This window comes from bacterium (assembly GCA_035530055.1).
Taxonomy (GTDB): Bacteria; UBA6262; WVXT01; order WVXT01; family WVXT01; genus WVXT01.
The window spans coordinates 1-18,206 of sequence record DATKVN010000093.1 but is presented as its reverse complement, the minus strand read 5'-3'; the positions used below and the strand labels follow the sequence as shown (position 1 = coordinate 18,206).

At 41.1% G+C, this 18,206-nt stretch carries 18 protein-coding genes and 1 tRNA gene; all 19 read left to right on the top strand.

What is annotated here, in order from left to right; genetic code table 11:
* A complete protein-coding gene (locus VMW39_07015; GenBank protein ID HUW23762.1) occupies positions 1–762 on the top strand; it encodes a PTS system mannose/fructose/sorbose family transporter subunit IID in 762 nt (253 codons plus the stop codon).
* 15 nt (positions 763–777) lie between these two features.
* Entirely contained in the window at positions 778–1,044 is a 267-nt protein-coding gene (locus VMW39_07010; GenBank protein ID HUW23761.1) for an HPr family phosphocarrier protein, read from the top strand.
* A 5-nt stretch (positions 1,045–1,049) separates the two neighbouring features.
* Positions 1,050–2,768 (top strand): phosphoenolpyruvate--protein phosphotransferase, encoded by a 1,719-nt coding sequence (gene ptsP / locus VMW39_07005; GenBank protein ID HUW23760.1) that lies wholly within the window; start codon positions 1,050–1,052, stop codon positions 2,766–2,768.
* 32 nt (positions 2,769–2,800) lie between these two features.
* Positions 2,801–3,817, top strand: coding sequence for a bifunctional phosphoglucose/phosphomannose isomerase (locus VMW39_07000; GenBank protein HUW23759.1), 1,017 nt, complete (start codon positions 2,801–2,803; stop codon positions 3,815–3,817).
* 105 nt (positions 3,818–3,922) lie between these two features.
* Positions 3,923–4,267, top strand: a complete 345-nt coding sequence (locus VMW39_06995; protein ID HUW23758.1) for a histidine triad nucleotide-binding protein — start codon at positions 3,923–3,925, stop codon at positions 4,265–4,267.
* A 106-nt stretch (positions 4,268–4,373) separates the two neighbouring features.
* A complete protein-coding gene (rpsU, locus tag VMW39_06990) occupies positions 4,374–4,589 on the top strand; it encodes a 30S ribosomal protein S21 (GenBank protein HUW23757.1) in 216 nt (71 codons plus the stop codon).
* Entirely contained in the window at positions 4,590–5,222 is a 633-nt protein-coding gene (locus VMW39_06985) for a DNA-3-methyladenine glycosylase (GenBank protein ID HUW23756.1), read from the top strand. It abuts the gene before it with no gap.
* A gap of 81 nt (positions 5,223–5,303) precedes the next feature.
* Complete coding sequence (locus VMW39_06980; protein ID HUW23755.1) at positions 5,304–6,257, top strand: NGG1p interacting factor NIF3; 954 nt, start codon at positions 5,304–5,306, stop codon at positions 6,255–6,257.
* Positions 6,258–6,355: 98 nt separating this feature from the next.
* Positions 6,356–8,185 (top strand): DNA primase, encoded by a 1,830-nt coding sequence (gene dnaG / locus VMW39_06975; GenBank protein ID HUW23754.1) that lies wholly within the window; start codon positions 6,356–6,358, stop codon positions 8,183–8,185.
* Positions 8,172–9,896, top strand: coding sequence for an RNA polymerase sigma factor RpoD (gene rpoD, locus VMW39_06970; GenBank protein HUW23753.1), 1,725 nt, complete (start codon positions 8,172–8,174; stop codon positions 9,894–9,896). The genes dnaG and rpoD overlap by 14 nt, the downstream gene beginning before the upstream one ends.
* Positions 9,897–10,309: 413 nt before the next feature.
* Positions 10,310–12,415: a vitamin B12-dependent ribonucleotide reductase gene (locus VMW39_06965; protein ID HUW23752.1), complete on the top strand. Its 2,106-nt coding sequence runs from the start codon at positions 10,310–10,312 to the stop codon at positions 12,413–12,415.
* A 97-nt stretch (positions 12,416–12,512) separates the two neighbouring features.
* Positions 12,513–12,740: a MoaD/ThiS family protein gene (locus VMW39_06960; protein ID HUW23751.1), complete on the top strand. Its 228-nt coding sequence runs from the start codon at positions 12,513–12,515 to the stop codon at positions 12,738–12,740.
* A 1-nt stretch (position 12,741) separates the two neighbouring features.
* Positions 12,742–14,472, top strand: coding sequence for an aldehyde ferredoxin oxidoreductase family protein (locus VMW39_06955; GenBank protein ID HUW23750.1), 1,731 nt, complete (start codon positions 12,742–12,744; stop codon positions 14,470–14,472).
* A gap of 156 nt (positions 14,473–14,628) precedes the next feature.
* Complete coding sequence (locus VMW39_06950) at positions 14,629–15,183, top strand: aldolase (protein ID HUW23749.1); 555 nt, start codon at positions 14,629–14,631, stop codon at positions 15,181–15,183.
* 81 nt (positions 15,184–15,264) lie between these two features.
* Complete coding sequence (locus VMW39_06945) at positions 15,265–15,519, top strand: Lrp/AsnC ligand binding domain-containing protein (protein ID HUW23748.1); 255 nt, start codon at positions 15,265–15,267, stop codon at positions 15,517–15,519.
* 141 nt (positions 15,520–15,660) lie between these two features.
* Positions 15,661–15,734: transfer RNA gene (locus VMW39_06940), tRNA-Ile, on the top strand.
* Positions 15,735–16,065: 331 nt separating this feature from the next.
* Positions 16,066–16,299 carry a DUF167 domain-containing protein gene (locus VMW39_06935; GenBank protein HUW23747.1) on the top strand — a complete coding sequence of 78 codons (234 nt, stop codon included), beginning with the start codon at positions 16,066–16,068 and terminating at the stop codon, positions 16,297–16,299.
* A gap of 61 nt (positions 16,300–16,360) precedes the next feature.
* Positions 16,361–16,789 carry a response regulator gene (locus VMW39_06930; protein HUW23746.1) on the top strand — a complete coding sequence of 143 codons (429 nt, stop codon included), beginning with the start codon at positions 16,361–16,363 and terminating at the stop codon, positions 16,787–16,789.
* A gap of 210 nt (positions 16,790–16,999) precedes the next feature.
* The gene (locus tag VMW39_06925; GenBank protein ID HUW23745.1) at positions 17,000–18,205 is read left to right on the top strand and encodes a DUF401 family protein; all 1,206 of its coding nucleotides are present in this window, start codon (positions 17,000–17,002) and stop codon (positions 18,203–18,205) included.
* Position 18,206 lies beyond the last annotated feature (1 nt).

Below are 18,206 nucleotides of genomic sequence, written 5' to 3'. Positions count from 1 at the left end.
ATGGACAATAGAATAATCAAGAAACTCGATTTATATCGTCTTTGCTGGAGGTCCTTTTGTGTGCAATCTGTATGGAATTTCGAGCGGATGCAAAACTTGGGATTTCTTTACATATTGGCACCGGTTCTGAATAAGCTCTATCCTGAAAAAGAGAAAAGGATCCAGTCTTATAAGCGACATTTAGAATTTTTCAATACCCATCCATACTTTGCAAATGTGTTAGTAGGGATAGTCGCGCGTCTGGAAGAAGAAATGGCAAAGGGAGGAGAGGTCAAACCGGAAGAAATTAGCACAGTAAAGATGAGTATGGGCGGAGCATTCGGAGGTATTGGCGATTCACTATTTTGGGGAGCGTGGCGACCCTTTACTGCATTGGTAGCTTGCGTTCTGGTGATTATATATTTAAAGAAGTGGGAAGGCGCCTGGCTGGCGCCACTAATTTTTCTATTTCTCTATAATTTTCTGCACTTTCATACTCGCATTAAAGGAGTGATGAAAGGTTATGAAAAGAAGACTAAAGTGGTAAGACTTCTTGAGAAAATGCATTATCTTCGTACAATATGGAGTAGCCATCTTATTGGTTTAGCTCTTGTTTTACTCACTGTTGTAGTAGTACTGTTTCGGGACTGGAGAGCGATAGAAAGACTATACTTTTTAGCGTTCTTCTTTTCGGTTGTCTTACTTAATCGCTGGCGAATTTCTTCCGCAAAGCTTTTGTATTTGCTTATTGGAATTTCCTGCGTAGGAGCCTATATATTCTGATATTGGGAATGTTTAATGATAGAAAAAAATTTTAAAATAAAGAATAAATTAGGTCTACATGCAAGACCTGCGGCACTTCTTGCCCAGACTGTCGCTAAGCTCCAATCAAAAGTAGCCATAATTAAAAATGGCCAGGAAGTTGACGGAGATAGCATTTTGGGAATTATGATGTTGGCAGCAGAGTTCGGTTCTGAGATAACAGTAATTGTTAATGGAAAAGATGAAAAAGAAGCCATAAAAAAAATAGAAGAGTTATTTGCAAAAAAATTTGATGAGGAGTAGAGGTTATGTTAAAAGGAATTGCTGCTTCACCTGGTATTGTGATTGGACGAGCTTTCCTCCTCGAAGAAGAAGAATTCTATATTTCCAAGAGAACAATTGACCCTGCTGATATAAAACAGGAAATTATTCGCTTTCGCAAAGCAGTTGCTGAGACAAGGGAGGAGATGGACGGAATAAGGCAGAAAGCTTTGAAGCAACTTGGTAAGAGACACGTACGTCTTTTTGATGCTTATCTCCTAGTTTTGCAGGACCCTATTATTCGAAATGACGTCACAAAAATGGTTACAGAGCAAAGGGTAAATGCCGAATACGCTCTCCAGACGGTATTTGATAAAATAACAAAGACTTTCAATATAATCGATGACGGATACCTACGGGACCGTGGTCGTGACATTCTGGATGTGGTGAAAAGAGTATTGAAGCGCCTACTTGGCCGGGAAAGGGAAGAACTGGCTACTCTCCCATCGCCAGTAATTGTAATCGCTCATAATCTTACTCCTGCCGACACGATTGCTATGCGCAAAGAGAATGTGATAGGATTTGCTACAGATATTGGAGGAAGGACTTCGCATACCGCGATTATGGCACAATCTTTAGAGATTCCTGCTGTAGTAGGTTTGAAAAATGTAACTAAAAAAGTCAAGCTAGGTGACACAATAATCATAGACGGAATAGAAGGAATTGTTATTATCGACCCCGATTCAGTGACAGTGGAGAATTATGAACGCCAGAAGCTAAAATATTCCAACGTTGAAGAAGCATTGAAGAAACTGACAGACCTTCCAGCAGTCACAGCTGATGAGCATAACGTTGAATTACATGCAAATATTGAAGTCCCGGAAGAAATTCCCTCGGTTCATGCTCACGGTGCAACAGGAATTGGATTATTCCGTACCGAGTATATCTATTTAAATCGAGCCGATCTACCATCGGAAGAAGAACAATATCAACAGTATGCCTCTGTAGCTCGAAAAATGATGCCTTATCCGGTGATAATCAGGACAATGGACCTGGGAGCAGATAAGTTTGTGGGCGAATTTGGCATTTCTCCGGAGCGTAATCCTTTTATGGGCTTGAGGGCAATTCGGCTCTGCTTTAGATATCCTTATGTTTTTAAAACCCAATTAAGGGCTATTCTTCGCGCCTCAGTAGAAGGGAATTTGAAGATAATGTATCCCATGATATCTTGTGCAAAGGAACTGAGACATGCCAATGAGTTGCTCGAAGAAGTAAAGAATGAATTAAGAAAAGAGGAAATCTCTTTTGATGAAAATATAGAAGTAGGAGTAATGATTGAAACTCCTTCCGCTGCTTTAATTGCAGATATTCTAGCCCGAGAAGCCGATTTCTTAAGCATTGGAACAAACGATTTAATCCAATATACCTTAGCAGTAGACCGCGTTAACGAAAATGTCGCGCACCTTTACAAACCATTGCATCTATCCATTTTGCGACTGATCAAAAGGATAATAGATGCTGGACATCAAGTGGGCAAGCACGTGGGAATGTGTGGGGAAATGGCTGCAGACCCTTCTTTTACAAAGCTTCTCCTTGGTATGGGTCTCAATGAGTTCAGTATGTCCCCATTATCCATACCTAAGATTAAGAAAATTGTTCGTTCGACGAGCTTAACTACAGCTCGGGAACTGGCCAACCAGGTTTTGGCTACTTCAAAAGAAGAAGAAGTAAACAAAATTATAGAGAAATTCGAAGCCTTACCATAATTTTATTTCAACGTTAGAGAGTTAATCCCAAAATGAATGAAATGCTTAAATATCTGGAAGATTTTCCCGTTCAATGTGAACAGGCAGTGCAAATTACCAAGAAATATCCCATTGATGTGAAAAGATACGACTCCATCCACCAGGTGGTGGTCTGTGGAATGGGAGGCTCAGCAGCAGGTGGTGACCTGTTAAAGTCCTATCTCCAGAGAGAGGCAAATATTCCCATTGAAGTCAACAGGGGTTATCTCCTTCCACAGTATGTAGGAGAGAATACCTTAGTCTTCGCCATCAGCTATTCGGGCAATACCGAGGAGACTCTATCTGCCTATCAGGATGCTCTCTCTCGTTCCGCAAAGATCATAGCTATTACCAGCGGGGGAAAGTTAAAAGAACTATGTCAGAAAGATGGCATCGATATAATTGAAATTATAGGAGGCATGCCACCACGGGCAACTTTTGGGTATTTATTTTTTCCCATGGTTACTCTTCTGGAAAGGTTGGGATTAATTGGCTCTAAAGAAGAGGAGATTCGAGAGACAATTCAGAATTTGCAACTCTTGTGTAAACAGTATAACCCCCGGAGTAAGGCCAATTTAGCAAAGGAGCTGTCGGAAAGAATAAAAGGGCATTTTCTACTCATATATGCTCCTGAGCATCTGGCTGCCTGTGCTGTCCGCTGGAAGAACCAATTCAATGAAAATAGCAAGAGCATGGCTTTCTTCAGTCTATTGCCAGAAATGAACCATAATGAAATTGAAGTTTGGGCCAGTGGTAGCGAATTTACGAAGAAATTCTACCTAATTTTCCTGAGGGACAGTGCTGAAAACGAAAGAATTAAACAGAGAATCATAATAACAGAAAGTATTCTAAAAGACAAGGTAGCAGGAGTCCAGCATGTAACTTCCAGCGGGAAATCTCTCCTGTCTCGCCTTCATTCTCTCGTATATCTTAGTGATTGGGTCAGCACCTATTTAGCGTTGATAAGTTCTGTAGACCCCATTCCCACCCCAATGATTAACTTATTGAAAAAGAAACTCTCCCAGCTATAGTAGTTATTATCGCATTTTTCGCTTGACAATTTGACTTTTCTGTAGTATAATCAAAGGTTGATATTTTGTATTAATTACAATGGCAAAGTATGCTCTGGAAGGAAAATGGAAGAGTGTCTCTTTTGTGGTATCGTAAACAAAAAGGTTCCCGCAAATATCGTTTATGAGGATGATAAGATTATAGCTTTCAGGGATATCAATCCCCAGGCTCCGGTACACCTTTTAATCATGCCTAAAAAGCACATTCCCACAATTGTGGACTTAACTTCAGAAGACAAGGATTTAATAGGAGAGATTTACTTAGTTGCTCAAAAACTGGCTTCTCAAGAGAGCATTGCCCAATGTGGCTTCCGTATTGTAGCAAATTGCAATGCCGATGCTGGCCAGGCAGTGTTTCACATACATTTTCACTTGTTGGGTGGTCGAAAATTAGGCTGGCCTCCAGGTTGATAGGTAGCGAAGCAAAGAACGTCCCCCGATGTAAATCTGGGGGAACACAGGTTGATTCATCCAGCCCCTGTGTAGGGGCTGGATTCACGTAAGGCGGTGAAGAGATGTGACTGAAGTAAAGATTAGAGAAAATGAGTCTATAGATGCAGCTTTACGGCGATTTAAACGCGAATGCGAAAGAGCAGGACTTATGACGGAAATAAAGAAAAGGGAATATTATGAAAGTCCCAGTGTTCGCAGAAAGAGAAAGGCCGCCGAGTCAAAAAGGAAACAGAAGAGAAGGCAACTAAAGCTTTTAAGTCGTTTCGACAGAAAAAGATAATTGATAAGTAAACTGTCAAAAAAATTCTATTCCCGCAAGACAGAAATCGTTGCTCAAGAACTGTTAGGTAAAACCCTCGTTCATAAAATGGATGAGGGTATAATTTCGGGTAAAATTGTAGAAACAGAAGCCTATCTTGGACAGAGAGACCCCGGAAGCCATGCTTATCGGGGAATTACCCAACGTAACAGGATAATGTTTGGGCCAGCAGGGAAAGCGTATATCTACTTCGTATATGGCAACCATTACTGCTTTAATGTTGTTACAGAAAAGGATGGCGTAAGCGGGGCTGTTCTGATCAGGGCCTTAGAACCCCAGGAAGGCATAAAACTAATGAAAAAACACAGAAGAATAGATGGACCCTTAGCTCGTCTTACCAATGGCCCTGGCAAATTGACCAAGGCTTTAGGTATTACGGGGTCGATGAACGGGGCTGACTTAACGGGAAACAAACTATTTATTATCTCCCGGATTGCTTCCAGAAAGAAGGAAATTCCTTCTAAGGACTTCAGCATCGTCAATACGGGGCGTATAGGAATAAAGGAAGGTAGGAACCTTCCTTATCGCTATTATATTGAGGGAAGTAAATTCGTATCTCGAACCACCCCCATTAGAAAACAGGGTTACGGATAAAAATTTGTCTTTGCGCAAAATCCATTCCCCAAGAGTAGTGATGAATGCTCTAAAGGGGAGGACAGGAAAGGAAATGATAAATTGAACCTTACTGAATTTTACAAATTCGTTATAGAAGAGGGAGTTTCTCGCGACCCTCGTGGGGTAAAAAGGGTTAAACTGGAGATAAAAAGGAAAAAAGAAGAGTTTGAAAAAATGGAAGCAGCAAAAAAAAGAGAGTTTGATCAGGAAACCCTTAGTAACCCTTATAGTGATACCAGGATATTGAACAACACTAAAAAAGAAATAAAAAACATCCTTGTAGGAATTGACATCGAGACCCCAGAACTGCTTTTAGCTGATCGCTTAAAATTGCAGGGGAAAAAGATTGAATTAGTCCTTGCCCACCATCCCCAAGGTCGTGCTTATGCCAATTTCTATGAAGTTATGGGTATGCAAGCAGACATCCTGAACAAGTATGGTGTTCCCATAAATATAGCAGAAGACCTTCTGGCAAAGAGGATAAAGGATGTTAGCCGCAAGGTGATGCCGGTAAACCACTTCCGGGCAGTAGATGCAGCAGAGTTGCTCGATATTTCCTTTATTTGTGTGCATACTCCAGCAGATAATTTTGTAACTACATATCTGCAAGAATTGTTAGATAAGAAGAGACCAGAACGAGTGGAAGAGGTGTTTGAGCTGTTAAAGGAAATACCGGAGTATAAACAAGCTACCGCGAGAGGCAGCGGACCGAAGGTTATAGTTGGTTCTGAAAAGAGGCGGGCAGGAAAGATATTCGTTGATATGACTGGTGGCACTGAAGGGTCAGAGGAAGCCTTAGAGAAACTTAGCGATTCAGGAGTCGGCACAATAGTGGGAATGCACATGAGCGATAAACATTACCAGAATGCAGAAAAGTTCCATATAAATGTGGTAATTGCCGGTCATATGGCCTCCGATACTTTAGGGCTCAACCTCCTATTAGATCAAGCTATAAAGAAGTTTAGCCCTCTAAATATTATTTCTTGTTCGGGTTTTTACCGTGTTAAGAGATAGTCTTTCTAAGATGAAAGTTCCCTTTCCTCTTTGAGGAGAGGGTTAGGCCTGCCCATTCTGGGCCTTAACGGCCAGGGATGAGAGGAAGGAGTTATACTTTGGCTATTCCAGGCTACTTAATAGACCAAATACGGCAGAGTAATAATATTGTAGAGGTCATTTCTGGATATTTGCCTCTAAAGAAAATAGGAAGTAATTTTAAGGCGCTCTGTCCATTCCATCAGGAAAAGACACCTTCTTTCATCGTTTCACCGCAAAAAGAGATATTTCATTGCTTCGGTTGCGGAGAAGGAGGAAATGTCTTCAATTTCCTGATGAAACATGAGAAGATAAGTTTTATAGAGGCTGTAGAAAGGTTAGCTGAGCGGGCAGGGATTTCTCTTCCCAAAGATAGAGCCAGCCGGGAGGAATCCTCCAGAGTCTCTCAAGAGAGAAAGAGTCTCTTTGAAATCAATCGTCATGCAGCCGACTTTTTTCACAGGTGTTTAAAGAATTCCATATCCGCTCAAAAGGCACGGGAATATCTCAACAAGAGAGGATTGAAAGAAGAAATTATTGACAAATTTGGACTTGGTTATGCCCCTAGTTCGGGGAGGGGGTTGTTAGAGGCTGCTGTAAATAAAGGTTATTCGAAGGAGCTATTAGAAAAAGCTGGATTGATCACTTTTTCCGAAAAGAGAAACGATTATCGCGACCAGCTTTTCGATCGGATTATTTTCCCGATTTCTGATGTTCAGTCCAGAATAATTGCATTTGGTGGAAGAGTTTTAGGAGAACGATTACCCAAATACCTGAATTCTCCCGAGACAGCGGTTTTTTATAAAGGAAAGATTCTTTACGCACTCAATCTCGCTAAGGAATCTATTCAGAAAAAGAATCAGATTATAATCTTGGAGGGATATACAGATGTTCTAACTTGTCATCAATTTGGAGTAGAGAACAGTGTGGCCACTCTGGGAACTGCTTTGACCAGAGACCATGTTTCCATAATATCGCGGTATGCTGAAGAGGTAGTAATAGTATACGATGCTGATACCGCCGGGGTTAAGGCCGCATTAAGGGGATTAGACCTATTGATAGGGAGTGGACTGAAAGTGAAAGTAGTGGCATTGCCTCAAGGCACTGACCCTGATGATTTCCTCCGCTCTCAGGGGGCAGAAAAATTTCAAAGAGAAATTTCCCAATCACTCTCTTTAGTTGATTATCGCATTAAGTTAGTTTCACAAACTACTGATTTGAATACTTCTGAAGGAAAAGTTGCCGTAGTGGAAGAGGTTTTGCCCACCATTGCCAGAATAAAGAATCTGATAGAGCAGAAAGAAGAAGTTAAAAAGTTATCCCGGTTAATTTCCGTAGATGAAGAGACATTACTTTTAGAGCTGGGAAGAATAAACAGAAAGACTTACCAGTGGCAAGAGCCCTCTTACAGAGAGGAACTCGTCAGAGATTTTCGAGACCCTACTTCTCAGCAAGGTGTTCTCAAGGCAGAGAAGGGGCTGGTGCAGGTAATGCTCAATTTTCCTGAGGAAATTGAAACAATCAGGGCAGAAGTCGCACCTGAAGACTTCTTTATAAACGACCTTTCCAGGGTTGTGAAGGTTATATACGAATTATATGACAAGAAGAAATCTATAGACCCAGCAATAGTTATGGATAGGATTTACAGTGAGGATTTACAATTTTCAGCCAATATCAATCAAATTATCGCTTCATTGGCTATCGAAGAGAAAAAAGCAGAATTCTCACCAGGGATAGTCAACGCATTGGTTAATGAAGTAAAAACGCACAAGTCAGAAAAGAAAGAAAGAAAAATGAGAGAAGAACTTGCCTCTCTGGCAGACAGAGGCTTGCCAGTACAATCTGAGAAGATAGAAAAGTTTCAAAAACTGAGAAAGCAACTTAAAGGAAGTAAAAATGAAAGAGTATAAAGAAAAAATTTCTGAGTTAATTGAACAAGGAAAAGAGACAGGAAAACTGACCTATCAAGAGATAAACGAGCAACTTCCTGAAAGCATAATCGATTCCGACGAAATAGACGATATCCTTACCAAGCTGGATGAGCTGGGAATCGACGTAGTTGATAAAATTGCCCTAATTGAACGGCCGGAGAAAGCCGAGGAGGAAAAGGGAGGCTTAGTCCCCATAACTCCCGCCACTGAAATAGAAACAAGCGATTCCATAAAGATGTACCTGAACGAAATGGGCAAGGTTTCTCTTCTTAGTCGGCCTCAGGAGATGTATTTAGCCAAGAGCATAAAAGACAACGAAAAGAAGCTGAAACAGATAGCGTTAGAGTCCCCCATAGCTTTGAGAGAAATAAGGCAGATGGGTAAGATGCTAGAGAGACGTGAGATTACTCCTAAGGAGTTAATGCCTCGAGGTCGAAAGACTAACGCAGCTTTAGCCAGAATGAGACAGAAGATGAAAAAGGTAGTTCGGGAAATTACTAAAAGCGAGAAGAAAGTCCTTGCCTACGAGAAGAAATTAACGGCAAAGAGAATTACTCCCAAGTCAAAAGAGAAGGTCAAGAAATTATTGAGCCAGGAAAAGAAGAAAATTCTACAACAAATTCTCGATTTGAACTTAAAATCAGAGAAAGTTAAAAAAATAATTACAAAAATAAAACAGACAGGTCTAAAGTTAAAACAACTGGAAAAGGAAAGCAATTACTATCAGCGAAAACTTAAACTCCCCTTCGCTGAAGCTAAAAAGCTCTGGCGAAAAGCTAAGGCAAAGAAAATCTCCCGCTCAGAATTCAAGAAGAAAACGGGAGTAACTTTAAAAGAGATTGAAGGAATACACAAGAATTTAAAAAACATTTCTCAGCGCATCCTCCAGCTTCAGCGAACCATGGGAATGGACTTCTTAGCCATAAAGAAGCTGTACAATCAGGTTACTCAACTCGAGTCAGAAATTCTCGACAGTAAACTGAAACTGGTTAAGGCAAACTTAAGACTGGTGGTAAGTATTGCCAAAAAACATATCAACCCCAACCTCTCTTTGTTAGATTTAATTCAGGAAGGCAGTATCGGCCTGATGAAAGCAGTTGACAAATTTGAATATAAGAGAGGGTTTAAGTTTTCCACCTATGCAACCTGGTGGATTAGGCAATCTATAAATCGGGCAATAGCCGACCAGGCTCGCACCATCAGAATTCCCGTACATATGAAAGAGATTATTAGTAAATTGACCAAAATTGCTCGTCGCTATCGCCAGAAATATGGACGGGACCCTCTCATTGAAGAATATGCTAAAGAAATGAAGATGGCACCAGAAAGAATACGCGCCGTATTAAAGATAATGCAAGAGCCGATATCCTTAGCTACTCCTATTGGTGAAGAAGAAGAAAGCCATCTGGAAGATTTCATCGAAGACCGCGATACCCTTTCTCCGGTCAATGTCGCCTTAGATATTTTGCGCCAAAAGGAAATAGAGAAAGTGTTATCAACTTTGACTGAACGGGAGGCAAAGATTATCAAATTGAGATTTGGAATTGGAGTGGGATATCCCCGCACTTTAGAAGAGGTAGGTCATATATTTAATGTAACCAGGGAAAGAGTAAGACAAATCGAGGCAAAAGCGATAAGAAAACTGCGACATCCCTCAAGAAGTAAGTATTTAAGAGAATACGTTGAATAATTCCATAGGAAAAAGGTGACAAAAAAGGGGACAGGCTACTTTTTTGCCCAGCAATCGACTTTGGAGTCCTCCCGAAAGGGAGGGTTAATAGAATCCCTGAGTTTTAGGAAAACCATTTTTCTCTAAACTCGGGGATTTTTTTGTTGATTATTTTTTGAAAAAAAGTTAAATTAGAAAAAGTGACAGGTACTTTTTTGCCCAACAATCGACTTTGGAGTCCTCCCGAAAGGGAGGGAAAAAAGTTGTAGCTGCAGAGCGATAGAGGCTGTGTCGTAATTAGATTTTTTGTTTGGTAGCCGCAACCTTCAGGTTGCGTTCTCGACGGGGAAATTGCGCAGGCTAAAGCCTGCGGCTACCCAAATCAGGATTGCCACACAGTCTCGAAAGCTCCGCTTCACCGTTAGAGGAGCATAATGGTAACGAAAATTCGCAAGAGGGATGGCAGGGTAGTAAATTTTGACCAGAATAAAATTACCAGGGCTATTGAAAAATCTATTCTTGCAGTAAAGGCAAAGAACAGGGCCCTGGCAGAACGACTATCCCGCCAGGTCATAAAGGTAGTCAAGCAGAAATTTGTGGGAAAGATTCCAGGTGTTGAGGATATACAGGATATCGTAGAGAATGTTTTGATTAAAAAGGGACTTACCAGAGTGGCAAAGGCATACATCCTCTATCGCCAGAAGCGAAAAGAGGTTCGTGAAGCCAAAGGAATCTTTGGTATAGAAGATGATTTGAAATTGCCGGTGAATGCCATAAGAATTCTGGAGAAGAGGTACTTATTAAAAGACGAATCGGGTAATCTAATCGAAACTCCGAAGAAAATGTTCCAGAGAGTAGCCAGAAAGGTAGCCAGTGCCGACTATCTCTATGGGAAAAAATTTAATGCAGAAAAGACAGAAAGAGAATTCTACAGGGTAATGTCGAGTCTGGAATTCATCCCCAATAGCCCTGCTTTGATCAATGCGGGGACCAGGATGGGTCAATTATCTGCTTGCTTTGTCCTGCCTGTTGAAGATTCTATGAAATCAATCTTTGAAGCAGTAAAAAATATGGCTTTAATTCATCAGTCGGGTGGAGGAACGGGATTCTCATTTTCCAAACTGAGACCAAAAGGAGATTTAGTCAAGTCAACTAAAGGAATTGCTTCTGGTCCTGTTTCGTTTATGAGCGTATTCAATATGGCAACAGATATAATCAAACAGGGAGGCAGGAGAAGAGGAGCAAATATGGGAATCTTGAGAGTAGACCACCCCGATATCCTGGAGTTCATCACAGCCAAAATCAGGGAAGGCGCCTTTACTAATTTCAATCTCTCAGTTGCCATTACAGATAAGTTTACGAGATTGCTTGAGGCAGACAAGGAGTATGAGCTAATAAATCCCAGAACAGGAAAACCTACCAGAAAATTAAGGGTCAGAGATATATTTAACTTGATAATAGCGACAGCCTGGAAGACAGGAGATCCAGGTCTCGTATTCATTGACCGAATAAACAAATACAATCCCACGCCCCATATTGGAAAAATAGAGAGCACTAACCCGTGTGGTGAAGAACCTTTGTTGCCGTACGAATCCTGCGTTTTAGGTTCAATAAATTTATCAAAGATGGTCGGAAAAAAGAAGATAAACTGGCAAAAATTGAGGGACATAATAAGAACAGCCATCCATTTTCTAGATAACGTTATTGATGTTAATAAATATCCACTTCCCCAGATAGAGAAAATGACAAAGGGTAACAGAAAAATTGGCCTGGGTGTTATGGGATTTGCTGAAATGCTAATTAAACTGGGCATTCCCTATAATTCCCAAGAAGGAATCCGTATTGCTGAAAAGACTATGAAATTTATCGCCAGAGAAGCGAGAGAAAAATCGAAAAGACTAGCAAAGCTGAGAGGAGTCTTTCCAAACTTCAAAGGAAGTATCTGGGCTAAGAGAAAAGTCAGGGTGCGAAATTCCGCTTTAATCACAATTGCACCCACAGGGACAATAAGCACAATTGCAGGTTGTTCCAGTGGCATAGAACCTCTATTTGCTATATCTTATGTTAGGAGGATTTTGGAAGGCACACAGTTTCTGGAGACCAATAGTCTGTTTGAAGAAGCAGCCATGGATAAAGGATTTCACAATAAAAAATTGCTAATGGAGATAGCAAAGAAGGGTTCAATACAACATATGAAGAAGATTCCCCAATCGATAAGGAAGATATTCGTGACAGCTTTTGATATCTCACCTGAATGGCATGTGAGAATGCAGGCGGCTTTCCAGAAGTATACAGACAACGCTGTATCAAAAACAGTCAATCTTCCGTATGAAGCCACAGTGGAAGAAGTGGGAAAAGTTTACAAACTCGCCTATCAACTTGGATGCAAAGGAGTTACCATATATCGGTACGGAAGCAAGTCCCAACAAGTACTCTATCTCGGTCCTATCCCTAAAGAAGCAGGGGAAGAGGCACCTGGATACGTAAGTGTAGATTCAGAGTATGCTGGAGGTTGCCCAGTCCCCTACTGCCTCTTCTAAAAAATGGGGTCAACTCTATTTTTCAGAAAAAGGGGTCAGGTCTATTTTTAATGATCTCGTGTAAAACGAAAGTTTGACTCATAACTTGGAATTCCTGTTGAAAGTAAATGTAAAATTATTTGCCAGTGTTCGTAAGTTTTCCCGGAGAGACAATCTGGAGATAGATATCGAAGAAGGTTCTATCGTAAAAGATCTACTTTCCAAAATAGGGATCCCCCAGAATGAACCTCTTCTTGTTATCGTCAATGAGTCTACCCAAGGAAAAGAGACTCCCCTTCAAGAAGGGGACACCCTTTGTCTCTTCCCGATAATTGCTGGAGGATAAGATGTTTGGTTGGAACGGGAAAATAGCAAAAGTTTACTTAACTGAAAAGAAAATAGAGCCCATTCCATTAGGCGAAGAATTCCTCGCCGACTACCTGGGAGGCCGTGGTCTAGGGGTGAAACTCGTCTATGATTTAGTGAAGCCTGGTGTCGACCCACTCTCTTCGGAAAATATCCTCGTGTTTGCTGCCGGACCCCTCACTGGTACTACTTGCCCCACTTCCGGACGATATGCCACTGTTTCTAAATCTCCACTAACCGGCACCATATTCGATTCTAACAGTGGCGGGAGCTTTGGCCCCGAATTAAAGTTTGCCGGGTTTGACGGATTAGTAGTATTCGGGAAAGCAGAGGAACCAGTATACATAGAGATTCATAATGGCAAAATCTCCATAAAAGACGCAAAGCATCTCTGGGGCAAAAATACCCGGGAAGTCACCCGGGAATTATCGAAATTCGGGAGAGTTTCCTGTATAGGCAAGGCGGGAGAAAAAGGAGTAAGGTTTGCCAACATAATGAACGACTATAGCCATGCCTGTGGTCGTGGCGGATTGGGAGCTGTGATGGGTAGCAAGAATTTAAAAGCAATTGTAGTGAAAGGAAATAAGAAAATACCCATCTTTGACAGGGATAGATACAAAAAGTATTTTCAGGACATAACCAGGCTCCTTGTAGCCAGCCCCGTATCTTCCAAAGGTCTTAGCCAGTATGGAACAGCAGTTCTGGTCAATTTGATAAACTATATGAGGATTCTTCCCACGGGGAATTTCAGGTTTTCCCGGTTCGATTTTGCAGAGGAAATTTCTGGAGAGAAGATAAACTCGACTTTTTCCATAAAAAAGACACCCTGCTATGCTTGTCCCATAGCCTGCAAGCGTGAAGTCAGGGACACGGAAATGGAAATACCTGAATATGAGACCATAAGTATGTTCGGTTCCTCCTGTAGGATTTCCAACATTCAGACAATAATGAAAGCAAATAGACTCTGCAATGATTATGGTATGGATACCATTACTGCCGGAAGCACAATTGCCTGCTATTTGGAACTGAACGGAAAGCAACTCACAGATGAAAAATTATTAAAGTTAGTCGAACTAATTGGTGAGAGAAAAGAGATTGGTCAAGAATTATCCGAAGGCTCGATGAGATATGCCAGAGTCAACAAAAACCCCGATATAAGCATGCAGGTTAAAGGTCTCGAGTTACCCGGCTATGACCCGAGAGGAGTTTTAGGATTGGCTTTAGGATATGCCACTTCCAATAGAGGAGGATGCCATCTGAGAGCATATATGATTGGTCCAGAGATTTTCGGCAAACCCAAACTAGTAAACAGACTTACTTTCTCAGGAAAGTCTGGCCTTGTGCAGGTTATTCAGAATCTGTTCACCGCAGTCGATTCTCTGGTAGTTTGTAAATTTGCCCTTTTCAGCGTGGGAGAAGAAGAGTGGGCAAATATTCTAAGTGCAGTGACCGGAATAGATTTTGTCTCAGAAAGACTGCTTGAGATAGGAGAGCGAGTCTGGAATATAGAGAAATTGTTCAATCTGAAAGAGAAATTCAGTAATAAAGACGACACCCTCCCGGAAAGGTTTTTCCAAGAGGATGGAGGAGTGGAGGGCAGGAATATTAAGAAAGACGAGTTTCTGGCATCTCTTCTGGAATACTATCGATTCCGGGGATGGAGTGAAAAGGGCATACCCACAAAAGAGAAACTGGCACAACTCAACATTTAAATGTAGGGGCTCAATTCATTGAGCCCGTATTGTGGTTTTGAACGCGTAGGGGCGACCCGCTGTGGTCGCCCGGTAGACATTGGTTAGGTTGAAAATATTTGTAGGCACAATTTCAAATTGCACAAGGACACTTTAAGAGCCTTTCAAGGAGTCATAATGTGGAGAGAAATTAGCAAATTTGGCAAAAAGATGGTTCAGTGTGGATTGGCCCATTCCCATTTCGGCAATATCAGCGTGAGAGTAGGAAACAAACTCATAATTACCAGAAGCGGTAGTATGCTCGACGAGATCGATGAGAATATGGTAGTAGAGTTAAACCTGGATAAGCCCAGTAGTTTCGACACCATAGCTTCCTCAGAAACAATAGTACACAGACAAATCTACAAAGAGACTTCTGCTTTAGCCATAATCCATGCCCATTCTCCATTTGCCATAGTGCAATCGATGATTTCCTCCACAAACCTGTTAATCCCTTCCGACTGTGAAAGCAAATACTTCCTACACGAGATTCCTATCATAACAGGAGGAGTGGGGTCGAAAGAGCTTGCCCAAAACGCAGCGAATGTACTTAAAGACCACAAAGGCGCGATAATAAAAGAACACGGACCCATTGCTATTGGAAAGATTGTCGAGGAAGCATTCGTAACGATATGTTCTATCGAACATGCTTGCAAAGTGAAGTATTTTGCAGACCTTTTTTCTCGGAAGTAGCTGCAGAGCAAAGCTCTGCATCTTTGATGAAATCGGCTCTGGAGTCCTCCCGAAAGGGAGGGTTGATAGAAGGAGGAAACAATGGTCTCTGGGTTGGTTTTTGTCCGTCTATTATCAGGACATGAAGAAGCTGTTATGGAAGCATTAAGGCAAATTAGAGGAGTCCAGAAAGTTATTGCTGTTTTTGGCCGGTGGGACCTCGTAGTTAGCGTGCAAGTAGGAGATACAGATGAACTTGCCTCACTTGTGATTAATAAGATAAGGGCTATTCCAGGTACTACTGCAACAGAAACACTAATTACCGTAGGACTCAAAAAACCAAAAATTTTCATCTAATCACTGTCAGAGCATCCTTTTCCAATCCCCTCCCTGTTTTGGGGTGGGGTGGGGTAGGGCGCTGAAAGTAGAATAAAATTTTCTTGACGTTTTATTTATTTACTAATATAATAAATTCACTCATAGCATAAAAACACAATTGGGCCCATAGCTCAGCTGGTTAGAGCACCTGACTCATAATCAGGGAGTCCTAGGTTCAAATCCTAGTGGGCCCATTTTTTATTTCCGGTCATCCCTAAAGCTGGAGTCCTCCCGATAGGAAGGCTCGGGCGACCACAAGGGTCGCCCCTACGCGATTCGCAAGGACTCCCAACCTTTTTGAACTCCTCCCCAAAGGGTGGTTGTGGCGAGGTCGAACCTGAAGAGGAAAAACACAGATATACATTGTGTAATCGAGAAATATCTCAGGAAGAATATGAAGAATTTAACGGGCTTTGTCGGCGTTGTAAAGGAGGCCGGTTCAACGAAGATTTTCCTTCGCCAAAGGGTTTTCCGAAGACTTGATAACTGCGAGTTTCTTTTTAAATTCAGCAGAAAGGTAATGGAATGATTTTAAATGTCAAGGTGATTCCCAATGCCAGAAAGAACGAAATCAAAAAGGAAGAAAATTGCTGGAAAGTTCACCTGAGGGCACCAGCGGAAAAAGGAAAGGCGAATAAACTTTTGATTAAATTATTCTCTCAAGAATTCAAAGTGAAAAAGAACCAGATAAAAATAGTTCAGGGAGAAAAATCAAGACACAAAATTGTGCAGATTGGAAAGAACATTAGTGACAGTTGATTATAATTTTATGCTTGATTTTTTTCTATGGGCGTAGTATAATAACAATATGGAAAAAACGGTGCTAAAAATACTAGTAATAGATGATGAAGAAGGCGTCCTGACACTTCTTAAGTTCAGACTGGGGAAGTTTGGACACGAAGTGATTACCTCTAATAATGGAATAGATGGAATTAGAAAAGCAAGGATGTTTGAGCCAGACCTTATCCTTTTAGACCTGGTTATGCCCGGGATGAGTGGCTTCAGGGTTTGTGAGTTACTCAAGTCTTATAAGAAGACAAAAGATATTCCCATTTTCATATTTACCGCTTTAGACCGATTAGAAGATGTTGAGCGTGCTTTTGAGAAAGGAGCAGATGACTATATTGTGAAGCCATTCGAAGTTGTAACGATTAATAATACCATTGAGAATAAATTCAGCATGCTTATTGAAAAAGCCGAATATAAGGCGGATTTTCAGGAAAGGCGTGAAGAAACTTCTGAAGAATAATTTTTGAAAATATTTTTAATTTATAGTGTTGAATTTGATCTTCCCAAACGGGAAGATTTTTTTATTTGATTTTTTATCGAGAAATCTATTATAATTACTTCAGCGTCGTAGGGGTTAGATTCACCCCGCCCCTGTGTAGGGGCTGGGTGAACCCGCAGAAACGGACTCAATAAATTGAGCCCCTGCAGTCTCTTTGGGAGAAGAGTAAATATGTACGACTTAATAATCTTGATTGTTTCTCTGGCAATTATTCTGATTCTTTTCAAATGTAAATTGAATCTGACTCTGACTATGATAGTAGCGGCGTTCTTTCTGGGTATTGCTTACAGGTTTAGCTTAACAGAAATTTTAAAAACTTTTTACGCTGCTTGCCTGTCAAGGGAGACTCTGGAGATTGCTGCTACTCTTTTTCTTGTGATTATATTCAACCTATCTATGAGTGCAGCATATACTTTTAAGAAAATAATCAATAACATGAAAAATATACTTTTAGACATAAAGTGGGTTATCGCCGTTATCCCGGCAGTGATCGGTTTTCTTCCCATGTTTGGTGGAGCGCTCGTTTCTGCTCCAGTGGTAAAGGAAATTACTCAGGAGATGGGCATATCCAATGAGCGAAAGACCTTTCTCAATTTTTGGTTTAGACATATCTGGGAGTATACTTTCCCACTCTATCCGGGAATCATACTTGCTGCTGGCATTCTGGGCGTGCCTGTTTATAGAATAATTGCAAGCAATAGCATTTTGACAGCGAGTGCAATTATTATAGGAATAATTTGGGGTATAGGGAGACTGAAATGGAGACCTGAACATTCGGGAGAAGCTCTTTCCGGGAAAGGCCGGGCAATCCTGAATTTTCTCTTCAACCTATCGCCAATTATTCTGGTAATGGTTCTGGTCCTCGTTTTCAGGTTAAGAGTTTTATACGCTCTCCTTGTGGCAATAGTGTTCACAATCATCAGCAATCAGATTTCTATTAGAACAGTTTTGCGCTCTCTGGCAAAAGGGAAGTATGGGATGATTCTTATGGTTTTTGGTATTATGATTTTTAAGGCGATGTTAGGAACTACAGGAATGATAGAACGCCTGCCTCTTTTCTTTAACACTGCAGGTATTCCCCGATACTTAGTTATTTCTTTTCTCCCTTTCATTGTAGGCTTTTTGACGGGAATGACGATGGTTGCAGTGGGTATTACTTTCCCTGTTATTCTGCCCCTTTTTGACGGTAAATTGTCACTTATGACTTTTTCTTTTATGTGTGGCTTTGCCGGGGTCTTGCTGACACCCGTCCACTTTTGTCTATCATTAACCAGAGAATATTTCCAGGCTGATTGGCTGAAGCTTTACCGTAAAGAATTGATTCTTCCAGTATTTCTGATGATAATGATTGGGCTTATTTATACAGTAATAATGTAGC

Coding starts and splice junctions, on each gene's coding strand:
- VMW39_06945 (HUW23748.1), top strand. CDS start 15,265: ATGGTCTCTGGGTTGGTTTTTGTCCGTCTATTATCAGGACATGAAGAA.
- rpoD (HUW23753.1), top strand. CDS start 8,172: ATGAAAGAGTATAAAGAAAAAATTTCTGAGTTAATTGAACAAGGAAAA.
- VMW39_06925 (HUW23745.1), top strand. CDS start 17,000: ATGTACGACTTAATAATCTTGATTGTTTCTCTGGCAATTATTCTGATT.
- VMW39_06995 (HUW23758.1), top strand. CDS start 3,923: ATGGAAGAGTGTCTCTTTTGTGGTATCGTAAACAAAAAGGTTCCCGCA.
- ptsP (HUW23760.1), top strand. CDS start 1,050: ATGTTAAAAGGAATTGCTGCTTCACCTGGTATTGTGATTGGACGAGCT.
- VMW39_07000 (HUW23759.1), top strand. CDS start 2,801: ATGAATGAAATGCTTAAATATCTGGAAGATTTTCCCGTTCAATGTGAA.
- VMW39_06950 (HUW23749.1), top strand. CDS start 14,629: ATGTGGAGAGAAATTAGCAAATTTGGCAAAAAGATGGTTCAGTGTGGA.
- VMW39_07010 (HUW23761.1), top strand. CDS start 778: ATGATAGAAAAAAATTTTAAAATAAAGAATAAATTAGGTCTACATGCA.
- VMW39_06965 (HUW23752.1), top strand. CDS start 10,310: ATGGTAACGAAAATTCGCAAGAGGGATGGCAGGGTAGTAAATTTTGAC.
- VMW39_06955 (HUW23750.1), top strand. CDS start 12,742: ATGTTTGGTTGGAACGGGAAAATAGCAAAAGTTTACTTAACTGAAAAG.
- VMW39_07015 (HUW23762.1), top strand. CDS start 1: ATGGACAATAGAATAATCAAGAAACTCGATTTATATCGTCTTTGCTGG.
- VMW39_06935 (HUW23747.1), top strand. CDS start 16,066: ATGATTTTAAATGTCAAGGTGATTCCCAATGCCAGAAAGAACGAAATC.